The sequence below is a fragment of the Paraburkholderia fungorum genome (assembly GCF_900099835.1).
GTDB lineage: Bacteria > Pseudomonadota > Gammaproteobacteria > Burkholderiales > Burkholderiaceae > Paraburkholderia > Paraburkholderia fungorum_A.
The window spans coordinates 3,402,705-3,417,258 of the sequence record NZ_FNKP01000001.1 but is presented as its reverse complement, the minus strand read 5'-3'; the positions used below and the strand labels follow the sequence as shown (position 1 = coordinate 3,417,258).

The window sequence follows — 14,554 nt, the reverse complement described above, 5'->3', positions numbered from 1 at the left end:
ACGCGCCCGGTCGTCGCCGGGCGCGCGAGGATGCGTTACGGATAAAAAATCTGTACGCGGAAATTGGAAGCGACCGCGGCGCCCGTGTCGAGATGCACGATCATGGTTTGCGTGGCATGCGCTGGCAGACCCGCCGCGATCAGCGTGCCGGGCGGCACATAGTCTTGCGGCCACAGCACGCGCCGGATCGCTACGTTGTTCTGGTCGTCGAGAAGGGTGAGTTCGATGGCCGGATACGCGAGCGCGATGTTGAGACGGTTGTGCAGCGGCATCTTCAGTTCGAGCTTGTGCGGGCCGTCGATCTGCCGCAGATCGGACGGCTCGACCAGCAATCCTTCGATGTTATGCGGCGGCGTGATCTGGCAGCCTAGCTCCGAGCAGACTTTCACGTAGAGCGCCTGCGAACGCGGAACATACACAAGCACTGTTTCGCGCTGCCACCACGCGAGTTGCACGAGCAGAGCGAGGAGCAGCAGAACGAGCAGCACCGAGCCGGCAATCGCCCAGCCCATCCGACGGGGTTTGGCGGGACGGGTTTCGCGCACCACGGGGAACGGATCGTCGCCGTCGTTCACCGGGTTGACGGAGAAGGGCTCGCCGCCGGCTGCAACCGGAGACGGAGGAAATCCTGCGCCACTGCCGCCGCTTCCGCCCGACGCGGCCGTACGCGCGGCGGGATCGGTCGGGCCCAGACCGGCAGCTGCGGCGCCGAAGGCTGTCGCTCCACCCATTTCAGCCGCAGTGGCTGCGGCCGCAGCACCGAAATGCGGTTCGTTATCGGCAATGCCGTGGAATGTCGCGGACGGGTTCAGCAAAGGCTCATCCGGTGGCGTTTCTGAAGGACGCTCGGTCCGGTGCCAGACACGCGGCGCTTCGTCGATGGACGGCTCTGCGGGCGGCTCTTCGTCGGCCGGATAGGCGAAGGGGTCGAGCGGTGCATCTGCCAGTACCGGTTCTTCGTCGGCGGGCGGAGGTGTAGTGAAAGCGCTGGCCGGCAGTTCCGGCTCAGTAGCATGGCGCGGGGTGACGGCAACGCCCGCGTCGGTGGAAACAGGCGAGAGCGGGAGGTTGCCGGCGTTGTGCCGCAGACGGTTGTCGATCGCGGCGTCGGTGGCGGGAGCCCAGGGGTCCCACGCTTCGGCGCTGAAGTCAGGACCTTTCGGACGGACGCCGGAAAGCGCTTCGATCGCCGCGGCTGCGGCGACCGGTTTGGCGGTGGAGAAGTCGCCGCCTTCGGTTACATCGAACAGGCTGCTCGACGCATCGAACACTTCCTGGCAATGCCCGCAGCGTACAAGACCGCGGCGCAGCGCGAGCTGCGCCGGTTGCAGGCGAAAGACGGTTTCACAAAAGGGGCAACGCGTCGCCAGGAGCATATTGAGCCGGTAAGCCAGAAGGCCGGTGGTTTGACAATACGCCTTATTCTAATGGCTTTCGCGGCGCGTTCCCGTTAGACATATCCAACCTTCGTGTTCGCGCCATACGCCGATATCGATCCACTGCGCGTAGACCTGCGCGACTTCGTCGGCCTGGCGCGCCAGGATGCCGGACAGTGCGATTCGTCCACCCGGTTTGACCTTCGACACCAGCATCGACGCCATCAGTTTGAGCGGATTCGACAGGATATTGGCGACCACGATATCGAACTCGCCGGCCGGGCATTCGTCAGGCAAACCATACGTGACGTCAGCGCGATTACGCTCGCTGTTGTGACGCGCCGATTCGACCGCTTGCGGGTCGATATCGATGCCGTACACCGGATTCGCGCCGCACTTCTTCGCGAGGATCGCGAGGATGCCGGAGCCGCAACCGTAATCGAGCACCGACTGTTCCGGCTTGACCGATTGCTCGAGCCATTCCATGCACAGCCGCGTAGTCGGATGGCTGCCGGTGCCGAACGCGAGGCCCGGGTCCAGTTCCAGCACGAGTGCTTCGGGGTCCGGCGCGTCGTGCCAGGACGGCACGACCCAGATGCGTTCGCCGATCGGAATCGGATCGAATTGCGACTGCGTGAGCCGCACCCAATCCTGGTCTTCGACGACGCGCACGGTGAACGTCGGTGCGTTCTCCAGACCAATCTCGTTGGCCGCGGCAGTCAGCAGCACGGCAGGCTCCTGTTCCGGCGCGACCAAGGCGATCACGCGCGAACGCTGCCACGCCGTGCGATCCGGCGTGAGACCGGGCTCGCCGAACAACGGCTGTTCGTCGGGCGTGTCGGCGTCCGCATCTTCAACCGACACGGACAACGCGCCCAACTCGAGCAACGCGTCGGAGAATTCTTCCGCGTGCTCGCGTGCCAGCTCGGCGATCAGTTCCCGGTAGCTCATGACTTACGCTTCTTCCGGCGCGGCCTGCAGCTTCGCGGCCAACCGGTTTTCGAGGTAGTGAATGCTGGTGCCGCCTTCGACGAACTTCGCGTCCAGCATCAGTTCGCGGTGCAACGGGATGTTGGTCTGAATGCCTTCCACCACCATTTCCGACAACGCGATGCGCATCCGCTTGATCGCCTGTTCGCGCGTGGCGCCGTAAGCGATCAGCTTGCCGATCATCGAATCATAGTTCGGCGGCACGAAATAGCCATTGTAGGCATGCGAGTCGACGCGAATGCCGGGGCCGCCCGGCATATGCCACGACGTCAAACGGCCCGGCGACGGAATGAACTTGAACGGATCTTCAGCGTTGATCCGGCATTCGATCGCATGACCCTTGAACTGGATATCGCGCTGACGGAAGGCGAGCTTCTCGCCAGCCGCGATGCGGATCTGTTCCTGAACGATGTCGACGCCCGTAATCAGTTCGGTCACCGGATGCTCGACCTGCACGCGCGTGTTCATTTCAATGAAGTAGAACTCGCCGTTTTCGTACAGGAACTCGAACGTACCCGCGCCAAGATAGCCCATCTTCTTGCACGCATCCGCGCAACGATCGCCGATACGGTCGATCAGGCGACGCGCGATACCCGGCGCCGGCGCTTCTTCGATCACCTTCTGGTGACGGCGCTGCATCGAGCAATCGCGCTCGCCGAGCCAGATCGCGTTCTTGAACGAGTCGGCCAGAATCTGGATTTCGATGTGCCGCGGGTTCTCCAGGAATTTCTCCATGTAGACCTGCGGGTTGCCGAACGCACGGCCGGCTTCTTCGCGCGTCATGTTGACCGCGTTGACCAGCGCCGCTTCCGTGTGGACCACGCGCATGCCGCGGCCACCACCGCCGCCGGCGGCCTTGATGATGACCGGATAGCCGACCTGGCGGGCAATCTTCACGATCTCTTTCGGATCTTCCGGCAACGCGCCTTCCGAACCCGGCACGCAAGGCACGCCGGTTTTGATCATGGTCTGCTTGGCCGTGACCTTGTCGCCCATCATGCGGATGGTTTCCGGGCGCGGGCCGATGAAGGTGAAGCCCGACTGCTCGACACGCTCGGCGAAGTCGGCGTTCTCCGACAGGAAGCCGTAGCCGGGGTGAATTGCTTCGGCGTCGGTCACTTCAGCCGCGCTGATCAGCGCGGGCATGTTCAGATAGCTCAGATTCGACGGAGCCGGGCCGATACAGACCGCCTCGTCGGCGAGCTTTACGTACTTGGCTTCTTTATCGGCTTCTGAATAGACGACAACCGTCTTGACGCCGAGTTCGCGGCAGGCGCGCTGGATACGAAGCGCGATCTCGCCACGATTGGCAATGAGAATTTTTTCAAACATAGCGGTTTTTCGACTCATCAATGGGCGCCGGGTTGAATGCAACACCGGCTGCCTCTGAGGATCGGTCGCGCACCCCGGACAGCGGGCACGCGGGCGGCAGGCGCAAAAAGCGCAAAGCGTGCCGCGTTAGCCGACCACGAACAACGGTTGGCCGTACTCGACCGCCTGGCCGTTTTCGACGAGGATTTCCTTCACCACGCCGGACTTGTCCGACTCGATTTCGTTGAGCAGCTTCATCGCTTCGATGATGCAGATCGTCTGGCCTTCCTTGACCGTGTCGCCCACCTGGACGAACGGCTCCGCGCCTGGCGACGGCGCGCGGTAGAACGTGCCGACCATCGGCGAGGTCACCACGTGGCCTTGCGGCGCGGCGACAGCCGGAGTAGCCGGAGCCGCAGCAGCCGGCGCTTCGCCGCCCATCGGCGGGGCCGGTTGCGCGTATTGCGGCGCGTACGAGGCGGACGGCTGGACGTAAACCGGCGGCGCGTTCTTGACGATACGCACCTTGCCTTCGCCCTCGGTCACTTCGAGTTCGGAAATACCGGACTCCGAGACGAGGTCGATCAGAGTTTTCAGTTTACGAAGATCCATCAGGAAGCCCCTTTCAATGCAAAAAGTGCCGGCGCTTGCGAGAGCCGGCTCAAATTAGTCGTGTTTGGATTCAGCCGCGCGACGAGCCGGCGGCGAGCCGGTCGAGCGCGAATTCGAGCGCGTACATATATCCCTTCCAGCCGAGGCCGCAAATCACGCCCTCAGCCTGGTCGGAGAAATACGAGTGATGCCGGAACGGTTCGCGACGATGCACGTTCGACAGATGAATCTCGACGAACGGGATGCCGACCCCCGCCAGTGCGTCCCGAATGGCCACGCTGGTGTGCGTGTACGCGGCGGGATTGATCAGTATGAAATCGGTTTGTTCAGTCCGGGCGGATTGGATGCGATCGACCAGAGCGCCTTCGTGGTTACTCTGGAACGACGCCAGTTCGACGCCTGCGTCCGCTGCGCGGTCCGCCAGCGCCTGATCGATCTGCGGCAAGGTCACGCGACCGTAGACCTCGGGTTCCCGGGTGCCGAGAAGGTTGAGGTTGGGTCCGTGCAGTACCAGCAGTCGCGTCATGGTCGCTTCTTTTTCCGTGGAATTGGGCGCACTTTAGCGCTGATTAGAGAAACTTGTCTAGTTTTCCGGAGGTAAGGAACATTAATGCGATAACCGTGTCACGTCGCCGGGCGTGCATCTTCCCTCAAATTCGCGCGATTTGCGCGCATTTTTGCTCGTTCCGACGGTAACTGAGCGTCAAAAGAATGTGATATTTAAAGCGCGTCGAGCGTCTGTCGAAGGGTCGCAGGGTCGATTTGTCCCAATTTTGTCGACCGAACGTTACCCTTGGCGTCGATCACAACCGTGAAGGGCAAGCCGCCTGCATTGTTGCCAAACGCGCGAGCAAGGTCGGCGCCGCCGAAACCGGTGACGTAGACCGGATAGGCCACTTTCACCTTCTGCAGGAAAGCCTGTACGTTTTTGTCCGAATCGACACCAAGTCCGACGAACTGGATGCCTTTCTTCTTGTACTCGCGTTGAAGTTGCGAGAGAGCAGGCATTTCTTCGACACACGGCCCGCACCACGACGCCCAGAAGTTGACGACGATCGGGTGGCCCTTGAGCATGCTCAGCGATTGCGGCTTACCGTCCACGTTCGTGACTGCCGCGGCCCACAGCTGGTCGACCGCGCTCTGCTGGGAAGCGGGCTGCGCGGCGTGCGCAATTTCGGCGTCGCCATTCATCCAGTGATTGGCCAGCACACCGCCGCCCGCCGCGACGATCGCCACAACTGCGCCTGCCAGAATCCGTCTCGTATTCATTGTCGGTCGGTCTAATTAGTGGGGGAGGCAGCTTCGCTGCTATCGAGCAGCGCCTGAACCGCCTGCAGATTCGCCCGCGCCGTGCGGCCGCGCGCGTCGGCCTTGACTGCGCCGCGCAGGTCGTCGGATTCGTACAGCGCGACGTGGATGCCCGCCGGTTCGGCGTCGCGCCCTTCGTTCAGGGGGCGCCACAGGAAGCTCAGCGTTTCGACGTAGCCGCGTCCCGCGAAATGCCGGGTCTCGGACACGTCATATTGAATGTTGGCGTTCAGAAAGTAGATCGCGACTTCTTTCGGGTTGTCGCAGAACACTTGCAGATGAATGTCCGAATGCTCGCCGGCCGTTCCGCCCAGCACGGCGCCGGTCAGATAGGGATGAAAGGCCGCGAGCCGCTCCATCCAGTCAATCGCGATGCAGCGCAGCCGTCGCAGGAGCGCCGGCTGGCTGTCGCCCTGAAAGAGCGTCTGATATTCGCGGATTTCTTCTTCTATCTGGTCGTTATCCGGCAGCCATTCGCCGGCAACGCGCGTCTCGCCGACAACCTGTCGGGCCGCTTTGCGCTTGGCCGTGGCGTAGTCCAGACCGTCTTCGGCGATCATGCGCGCAGCTGCTATGGCGATTTCCTCGCGCACGCGCTGCGGATCGAAATGTGATTTGCGAACCATCCGCCAATCATACTAGAGATTGATGACAGGCCTTTCCAGGCGGGCCGCCCGACCCACAGGCCGGGCGCAGCGTGGACAACGCTCGATGGGGAGAGCCGGGCGGCTCGGTTACAATAACGTCCTTTGCAGACGGTCGTTCCGGCCGCTTTTGCACCTCCATCCCTCGCAAAAAACGCCCGCGCGGCACGACAGGCTTATGCATATCCACATCCTCGGTATCTGCGGCACGTTCATGGGCGGTCTCGCGGTTCTCGCGCGCGGCGCGGGTCATACCGTGACGGGCTGCGACGCCGGCGTCTATCCGCCGATGAGCACGCAGCTCGAGGCACAAGGCATTCGTCTGATCGAAGGTTATGACGCCGATCAGCTAAACGGCCTGAACGCCGACCTGTTCGTGATCGGCAACGTGGTCTCACGCGGCAACCCGCTGATGGAAGCGATTCTCGACCGCGGTCTGCCGTATGTGTCCGGCCCGCAATGGCTCGGCGAGCATGTGCTGAACGGCAAATGGGTGCTGGCGGTGGCGGGCACGCACGGCAAGACCACCACCAGTTCGATGCTGACCTGGCTGCTCGAAGACGCCGGTCTCAATCCGGGCTTCCTGATCGGCGGTGTGCCGCTGAATTTCGGCGTGTCGGCGCGGCTGACCGATTCGAGCTTCTTCGTGATCGAAGCCGACGAGTACGACACCGCGTTCTTCGACAAGCGCTCGAAGTTTGTCCATTACCGGCCGAAAACGGCGGTGCTGAACAACCTCGAGTTCGATCACGCTGACATCTTCCCGGATCTTGCAGCGATCGAGACGCAGTTTCATCACTTGGTCCGCACGGTGCCGGGCATCGGCCGGATCGTGACGAATGGCCGTGAAGGCGCGCTCGAGCGCGTGCTGACGCGCGGTTGCTGGAGCGAAGTCGAGCGTTTCGGCGTGCAGGGCGGCTGGGAAACCCAGCCCGCCGAAGACGGCGTTCCCGTCGACGAACAATTTGCCGTGTATCACAACGGCGAGCGGGTAGGCGTGGTCGACTGGCAGGTGCAGGGCGAGCACAACCGCATGAACGCGCTCGCTGCAATCGCCGCCGCGCGTCATGTCGGCGTACCGCCCGCGCAGGCCGCGAAGTCGCTGGCGAGCTTCCGCAACGTGAAGCGCCGCATGGAAGTGCGCGGCAGCGTCGACGGTGTGACCGTGTACGACGACTTCGCGCATCATCCCACCGCAATCGACACCACCGTGGCGGGCTTGCGCGCGCGCGTCGGCCGCGACAATACGCGGATTCTCGCCGTGCTGGAACCGCGTTCGAACACGATGAAGCTCGGCGTGATGAAAGCGCAACTGCCCGCCAGCCTCGCCGACGCCGACCTGGTATTCGGCTACGGCGCGCCGAACGGCCGCGACGCGCTCGGCTGGAACCTCGGCGAAGCGCTCGCGCCGCTCGGCGGCAAAGCGCAAGCCTTCGACAATCTCGACGCGCTGGTGAAAGCCGTGGTCCATGCAGCGCGCCCCGGCGACCAGATTCTGGTGATGAGCAACGGCGGCTTCGGCGGCGTGCATCAGAAACTGCTCGACGCCCTTTCCGCGCGAGGCGCTTCGTGATTCTTTATCTGCACGGCTTCCGCTCGTCGCCGAATTCGTTCAAGGCGCGCGTGCTGGCGGCGCGTCTGCTGGAACTGGGGCGCGGCGACGAATGGTGTTGCCCGATGCTGCCGGTTTCGCCGTTCGAAACGGTGGCGCTCGCCGAATCGCTGGTGGCGCAAGCCAAACCGAAGAACGTGACGGTGATCGGTAGTTCGCTCGGCGGCTACTTCGCGACCTATCTGGCCGAAAAGCACGGCTGGCCGGCTGTGCTGCTGAACCCGGCGGTCGTGCCGCAGCGCGATCTGAGCGCGTATCTCGGCGAGCAGCCGTTGTGGCACGGCGGCGGCAGTATCGTCGTCGAGCCGCATCATCTGGACGAACTGCGGGCGTTGAGCGTCGCGTCGGTCACGCGGCCCGAACGCTATTATTTGATGGCCGCCACCGGCGACGAAGTGCTCGATTATCGCGAAATGCTCGCGCACTATCCGGGCGCACGCACTACGCTGATCGAAGGGAGTGACCACGCGATCAGCGAATTCGCGCAGTACGTCGACGACGTCCTGGCGTTTTGCGACGCCGAAGACGTCGAGCCGCCCGCGCCGCGCGAAGCAGCGTGAAGCAGCCTTAAGCGACGAAAGACACCATAAGGCGACGAAAGACGACACGAGTGGCCATGCGGTAAAGACGGCCTCAGCGGTTTTCGTCGGCTGACGGACAACAGAACGGCCTGGATGCAGCCGGTGACGACCTGGGTGCGACATGAGAAAAGGACCCAGATCGGTATGACTGATGGTGATTGAAGCGACCACAAGCCGCCTCCAGCCAGCCGTCATCTGTCACCCGTCACCAGATTCAACCCGCAGGCGCGCGTATCGCGCCGCGGATCCACTACCACGAACACGTTGCCGTGCCGCGCACGCAGTGACCGATCGCCGAACAGGATCGGGCGCGCCGGCAGATGCAAGACAGAACGAGAGTATTGAGTGAACGTTTTCTTCGAGGAATCGGGCAGTTTCAAGGCGGGCAGCGTGCTGTCGCGCCAGGGCGATGCTTTTCAGGTCGAGTTGCCGGGCGGCCGCCGTGCCAAGGTGCGCGCGAAAGACGTGCTGATCGAATTCGAAAAGCCGAGCGCGGCCGAGTTGATGCAGCAGGCCGACACCATCGCGCAGGACATCGATCTGGACTTTCTGTGGGAATGCGCGCCGGAAGATGAATTCCCGTTTGCGACACTCGGTGCCGAGTACTTCGGCGAAAGCTTCGGTTCGATCGAGCGTGCGGCGTTGGTGCTGCGCATGCATGGCGCGCCGGTGTATTTCCGCCGCAAGGGGCGCGGCATGTATCAGCGCGCGCCGCAGGAACAGTTGAAGATGGCGCTGGCCGGGCTCGAGCGCAAGCGTCAGCAGGCGCTGGTGCAGCAGGGCTACGAAGATGAGTTGAAGGCTGGCCGTCTGCCCGACGCATTGGCCGGTAAAACCGCGCTCACGTTGCTGACGAAGCCGGACAAGAACACGATCGAATACAAGGCGCTCGAAAACGCGGCGGCCGCGCGTGGCATTTCGCAGGCGCGTCTGATGCTCGAATGCGGCGCGATTCCGTCCGCGCGGGCTTTGCATGAGGCGAAATTCCTCTCCGAATTCTTCCCGCACGGCACCGGCTTCCCGGCAGTCACCGCGGGCAGCCTGCCGGACGATCTGCCGGAAGCCAACGTGCAGGCGTTCTCGATCGACGACATCACCACGACCGAGATCGACGATGCGTTTTCCGTCGAGCATCTGGCCGATGGCCGCGTGCGGATCGGCGTGCACATCGCGGCACCGGCGCTCGGCATTCAACGCGGCGACGAAGTCGACGCAATTGCGCGCACGCGTTTGTCCACCGTGTATATGCCCGGCGACAAGATCACGATGCTCCCCGACAGTGTCGTCGAGGCGTTCACGCTGGCCGAAGGCGGCTTGCGTCCCGCGCTGTCGCTGTATGTGATCATCAATCGCGAGACGCAGGAGATCGTCGCGAGCGAAACGCGCGCCGAGCGTGTGTTCGTCGCGAATAATCTGCGTCACAACACGCTCGACGAACTCGTCACCGAAGAGGCTCTGGCCAACGGCACCGGCGAATATCCGCACAAGGACGACATCGCCGTGTTGTGGCCGTTCGCGCAGGCGTTGTTCGAAAAGCGTCAGACCGCGCGCGCCGGTTACGGCCTGCGACGCGAAGTGCAGCGCAATACCGACTTCAACTTTTACGTGGAAGGCGAGCACATCACGATCACGCCGCGTCGGCGCGGTTCGCCGCTCGACACGATCGTCGCCGAACTGGCGATTCTCGCGAACTCGTCGTGGGGCGCATTCCTGCACGACCACGGCGTGCCGGGCATCTACCGCACGCAGCGCGCGTTCGGCGCTCCGACCGGTCCGAAGCGCACCCGCATGCAGACCAACGCCGCGCCGCACGAAGGCCTGGGCGTCACGCAGTACGCGTGGAGCACGTCGCCGCTGCGCCGCTATACCGACCTCGTGAACCAGTGGCAGTTGATCGCCTGCGTGCAGCATGGCGTGACCGCGAAGCTGGCCGCGCCGTTCAAGCCGAAAGACGCCGACCTGTTCGCCGTCGTGCAAGGTTTCGACGATACCTACACCGCGTATGCCGATCATCAGCGCCGCATGGAGTATTTCTGGTGTCTGCGCTGGCTGAAACAGGAAAACCGCAAGCAGGTGGTGGCGTCGGTGGTGAAGGGCGATCTGGTGCGCCTCGAAGAGATTCCGCTGCTGCTGCATGTGCCGGGCCTCGGCGTACACGCACGCGGCACGCGTTTGCAGATGGAAGTGATGTCGATCGACGAGTTGACCGTCGAAGCCTCCGTTCGTCTGTTGCACGTGCTCGACGCGCCGACCGTGACGAGCGGCAACGAAGCGGAAGAAGCTGAAGAAGCGGACGAAAGTGAAGAAGAGCTGATCGACGCCGCCGACGACAGCGCCGAAGGCGAAGCCGAGGCGCAGGCCGAAGCCGACCTCGACGGTGAGGCGGGTGCAGTCGAAGAAGCCGACACTGACACCACGAGCGCCGCCGCCGATCAGCACATCGCGGAGCCGGGACGATGAGCACGAACGCAACACGCGACCGCTATGCGGTCATCGGTAATCCGGTCGGCCATAGCAAATCGCCGTTCATCCACGGACGCTTTGCCGCGCAAACCGGTGAGCCGGTCGACTACGGCCACCTGCTGGCTCCCGTCGATGCGTTTGTGCCGCACGTGCGTGCCTTCATCGACGCGGGCGGGCGCGGCCTGAACGTGACCGTACCGTTCAAGCTCGACGCGCATGCATTTGCCGACACGTTGTCGCCGCGCGCGGCAGCGGCGGGTGCGGTGAACACGTTGCGGATCGATTCGACCGGAATTTACGGCGACAACACCGACGGTTTCGGCCTGGTGCGCGATATCGAAGTGAATCTCGGCGTGTCGCTGAAGGGCGCTCGCATTCTGTTGCTGGGCGCGGGCGGTGCGGCACGCGGCGTCGTGTTGCCGATGCTCGACCGGGCGCCGCATACGCTGACTATCGTCAATCGCACGGCGGCGAAGGCTGAAGCGCTGGTCGACCAGTTCGCGCAAGCCGCTCGCGACGCCGCATGCCGGTTGACCGGCGGCAGCGCGCGCGCGATCGACGCGGGCACCTACGACGTGATCGTCAACGCGACGGCGGGCAGTCTGGACGCGTCGTTGCCCGAGTGCGACGACCGCGCGTTCGGCAACGGCACGCTCGCGTACGACATGATGTACGGCGCGCATCCCACCGTTTTCATGGAGCACGCGAGCAAGCTTGGCGCGCGCGGTGCGGACGGCTTGGGCATGCTGGTCGAGCAGGCGGCCGAATCGTTCTACGTGTGGCGCGGCGTGCGGCCCGACGGCGCGCCAGTGCTGGCCGAATTGCGTGCGCTGCTGACGGCGCCGTCTCACGCGTAAATCTCCGACCTGGCCGAACTCTCCGATTCGAGGACTGGAAGCACGATGACAGCGACACGGCGTGCGAACCGGCCGGCTCCGGTGCGATGGGTGTTTTACTTCGGCGCGATGCTGGTGATTGCGTGGCTTGCCACGCAGGCTTATTACTTTGCGCAGATCGCGGTGTGGAATTACGTCAATCCGCAGTCGACCGCGTTCATGCGCTCGGACGCGTGGACTTTGCCGAAAGACCGGCCCGGTATCTCGTTGCAGCATACGTGGGTGCCGTACGACCAGATCTCGCACAACCTGAAGCGAGCGATCATCGCCTCCGAAGACGCGAATTTCGTCAACAACAACGGCTACGAAACCGATGCGATCCTGCAGGCCTGGGAGCGCAACAAAGCCAAGGGCAAGATTGTCCGAGGCGGGTCGACGATTACGCAGCAGCTCGCGCGGAATCTGTTTTTATCGCGTGAGAAGAGCTATATCCGCAAGGGCCAGGAACTGATCATCACGTGGATGCTTGAGACGTTGATGGACAAGGAGCGGATCTTTGAGATTTATCTCAATTCCGTTGAGTGGGGTAATGGGGTGTATGGCGCCGAGGCGGCGGCGCAGTATTACTTCAAGACGTCGGCCGGTAAGTTGACTGCGGGGCAGTCGGCCCGCCTGGCGGTGATGCTGCCGAGGCCCAAGTATTTCGATGATCATCGCGGGTCGGCTTATCTCGTGCAGAGGGCGAGGGTGATTGCGCGGCGGATGGGGGCGGCGGAATTGCCGGATTAAAGGGGTTGGTTTTGCCCTTGCAGGGTGGTGCTTTTGCTTTTGTCTTTGCCTTTGCGGCGGGTTGGCTGTGTTCTGTCGATGTTGGCCTTTCCTTGTTTTCACGGTGGTCTATTAGCTCTGCCCCTGTGCGGGGCGGCACTCACTTTCTTTGCCGCCGCAAAGAAAGTAAGCAAAGAAAGCGGGCTCACACCGCTAGCTCTTAAGCGGGTCCCCTGGCTTGGAGGGGGCAGTGGTGCATCTGGAATCGGTGCTCCCGCACACTCCGCCTTCGTGACAAGGCAGTCATTCTTCCGGCGGCGCTTCGCGCGCCGTCGCGGTAGTTATCAAACCCCCGCGCTCATGCTTCGTGCAACCTCGTTCTGAGGGCACGCTATCCAATCGAATTGTGGTTTATGCGCCCCCCGCGTTTCGGCACGGGGCGCACTGCGTTCCTGATCGAACAAGCATTCGGCAGAGCATCACGAGGCAACCCGATCGCACACCAACCAACGCGGGGACCGACCCATTCCGGCGAGCACTAGTGCGAGTCGGGAAGCATGACTGCCTTGTCACGAACGCGGAGTGTGCGAAGGCACCGATTCCAGATGCACCACTGCCCCCTCCAAGCCAGGGGACCCACTTCATAGCTAGCGGTGTGAGCCCGCTTTCTTTGCTTACTTTCTTTGCGGCGGCAAAGAAAGTGAGTGCCGCCCCGCACAGGGGCAGAGCTAATAGACCACCGTGACATCAAGGAAAGGCCAAAACCGCACAGAGCACACCCAACCCCAAGCCACGCCAACCAAAAATCCCAATATATGAATCCACCATTCACATATTGGTGATTTCTCACAAACCCTCCTACAATCCAATCCAATACGCACCGCCCCCCAGCAGCGCCATAAAAAAGCGCGCATCAAAGGGCGCGGAAAAAACAGCGCATGCAAAAAAATCGGAGACAAGGCCAACCATGCCCAATAGCTTGAGGCAGCACCCCCGCGCCCGCAGCATCGCGAGCACATCGAGCCCGAGCCGCATCTCCGGCCCCGCGCTGTAAGCGCAAAAAACCCATCCAAAAGCCAATCGCCATGAACAAAGCGATGCCCACCCACGCCGCGAGCGCGTCCGAAGCTGATCACGCGACTAGCGCCACGCCGCGTCCGGTTTCCGCGGTCAAAGCACCGCGAGCCAGCGTCCAACCGGCTTCCGTCGACTCCATCGCGCTGCCGAGCACCCTGCTGGACATCACGCCGCAACAAGCCGGCACGCAAACGCTGCTGCGCGGCCTGGCGATTCTCGAAGCCGCCGCCGCCGGCGTGCGCGATCTCCGCACCTTCGGCGCGGCACTCGGCACGACTCGCAGCACCACGCATCGGCTAGTCAGCAGCCTCGTGCAGGCGCGCTATCTGCGGCAGGTGCAGGGCGGATATCTGCTCGGACCGAAGCTGATCGAACTGGGCACCATCGCGCTCGAACAGATGCCGCTCACGGCGGTTGCCCGTCCGCACCTCGAGTCGCTGGCGGAGCAGACGCTCGACACGATCCACCTCGGCGTGCGCGACGGCGACGACGTGCTCTACATCGACAAGATCCCGGGCACACGTGGCCTCGAAATGCGCTCGCGCGTCGGTCACCGGATGCCGCTGGCGTCGACGGGAATCGGCAAGGCGATGATGCTCGATCTCACGCCGGACACCTGGCAGTCGCTGTTCGATGCATCGCGCCGCGCACTGGCCGGCGTCACGTTCAAGCCGGATAACCGTCCCGACGCACCGACCTTCATGCAGCGCATGACGGGCTATGCAGCCGGCGGCTACACCTTCGATCTCGAAGAAAACGAAGCGGCGATCCGTTGCGTCGCGGCGCCCGTGCGCGATGCGTCGGGTGCGGTGGTGGCGGCGCTGTCGGTGGCGAGCACGATTCCGTACATGTCGCTCGAACGGATGGACGAACTGATTCCGGTCGTGCAGCGCGAAGCGCGCGCGATTTCGGAGGAACTCGGTTGGCGCGCACCGCAACCGGCAACCCGCAGGATCAAACGATGACACAAGCGGGT

General features: G+C 63.2%; 13 protein-coding genes. 6 read left to right on the top strand and 7 right to left on the bottom strand.

Annotation, left to right across the window (positions count from 1 at the left end):
- Positions 1 to 35: 35 nt before the first annotated feature.
- The 7 genes from BLS41_RS15150 to BLS41_RS15120 all read right to left on the bottom strand — a co-directional run bounded on the left by BLS41_RS15150 (position 36) and on the right by BLS41_RS15120 (position 6,223).
- A complete protein-coding gene (locus BLS41_RS15150) occupies positions 36 to 1,376 on the bottom strand; it encodes a zinc-ribbon and DUF3426 domain-containing protein (RefSeq protein WP_074765833.1) in 1,341 nt (446 codons plus the stop codon).
- Positions 1,377 to 1,424: 48 nt separating this feature from the next.
- Positions 1,425 to 2,327, bottom strand: a complete 903-nt coding sequence (prmA, locus tag BLS41_RS15145) for a 50S ribosomal protein L11 methyltransferase (protein WP_074765832.1) — start codon at positions 2,325 to 2,327, stop codon at positions 1,425 to 1,427.
- A gap of 3 nt (positions 2,328 to 2,330) precedes the next feature.
- Positions 2,331 to 3,698: an acetyl-CoA carboxylase biotin carboxylase subunit gene (gene accC / locus BLS41_RS15140; RefSeq protein WP_074765830.1), complete on the bottom strand. Its 1,368-nt coding sequence runs from the start codon at positions 3,696 to 3,698 to the stop codon at positions 2,331 to 2,333.
- 126 nt (positions 3,699 to 3,824) lie between these two features.
- Positions 3,825 to 4,289 (bottom strand): acetyl-CoA carboxylase biotin carboxyl carrier protein, encoded by a 465-nt coding sequence (accB, locus tag BLS41_RS15135; protein WP_074765828.1) that lies wholly within the window; start codon positions 4,287 to 4,289, stop codon positions 3,825 to 3,827.
- Between the two features lie 70 nt (positions 4,290 to 4,359).
- Positions 4,360 to 4,815, bottom strand: a complete 456-nt coding sequence (gene aroQ / locus BLS41_RS15130) for a type II 3-dehydroquinate dehydratase (RefSeq protein ID WP_074765826.1) — start codon at positions 4,813 to 4,815, stop codon at positions 4,360 to 4,362.
- Positions 4,816 to 5,009: 194 nt separating this feature from the next.
- Positions 5,010 to 5,558, bottom strand: a complete 549-nt coding sequence (locus tag BLS41_RS15125; RefSeq protein ID WP_074765824.1) for a TlpA family protein disulfide reductase — start codon at positions 5,556 to 5,558, stop codon at positions 5,010 to 5,012.
- A gap of 11 nt (positions 5,559 to 5,569) precedes the next feature.
- Positions 5,570 to 6,223, bottom strand: a complete 654-nt coding sequence (locus tag BLS41_RS15120; RefSeq protein ID WP_074765822.1) for a UDP-N-acetylmuramate--alanine ligase — start codon at positions 6,221 to 6,223, stop codon at positions 5,570 to 5,572.
- 196 nt (positions 6,224 to 6,419) lie between these two features.
- Between BLS41_RS15120 and mpl the strand changes: the two genes are divergently transcribed.
- The 6 genes from mpl (at position 6,420) to BLS41_RS15090 (ending at position 14,543) form a co-directional block, all read left to right on the top strand.
- Positions 6,420 to 7,814: a UDP-N-acetylmuramate:L-alanyl-gamma-D-glutamyl-meso-diaminopimelate ligase gene (gene mpl / locus BLS41_RS15115; protein WP_074765820.1), complete on the top strand. Its 1,395-nt coding sequence runs from the start codon at positions 6,420 to 6,422 to the stop codon at positions 7,812 to 7,814.
- Entirely contained in the window at positions 7,811 to 8,413 is a 603-nt protein-coding gene (locus BLS41_RS15110) for a YqiA/YcfP family alpha/beta fold hydrolase (RefSeq protein WP_074765818.1), read from the top strand. Before mpl ends, BLS41_RS15110 begins: the two co-directional genes overlap by 4 nt.
- Before the next feature lie 366 nt (positions 8,414 to 8,779).
- A complete protein-coding gene (locus tag BLS41_RS15105; protein ID WP_074765816.1) occupies positions 8,780 to 10,894 on the top strand; it encodes a ribonuclease catalytic domain-containing protein in 2,115 nt (704 codons plus the stop codon).
- Positions 10,891 to 11,754, top strand: coding sequence for a shikimate dehydrogenase (gene aroE / locus BLS41_RS15100; RefSeq protein WP_074765814.1), 864 nt, complete (start codon positions 10,891 to 10,893; stop codon positions 11,752 to 11,754). Before BLS41_RS15105 ends, aroE begins: the two co-directional genes overlap by 4 nt.
- A gap of 45 nt (positions 11,755 to 11,799) precedes the next feature.
- The gene (gene mtgA, locus BLS41_RS15095) at positions 11,800 to 12,522 is read left to right on the top strand and encodes a monofunctional biosynthetic peptidoglycan transglycosylase (protein ID WP_074765812.1); all 723 of its coding nucleotides are present in this window, start codon (positions 11,800 to 11,802) and stop codon (positions 12,520 to 12,522) included.
- Positions 12,523 to 13,586: 1,064 nt separating this feature from the next.
- The gene (locus tag BLS41_RS15090) at positions 13,587 to 14,543 is read left to right on the top strand and encodes an IclR family transcriptional regulator (RefSeq protein WP_074765810.1); all 957 of its coding nucleotides are present in this window, start codon (positions 13,587 to 13,589) and stop codon (positions 14,541 to 14,543) included.
- The last annotated feature ends 11 nt before the right edge of the window (positions 14,544 to 14,554 follow it).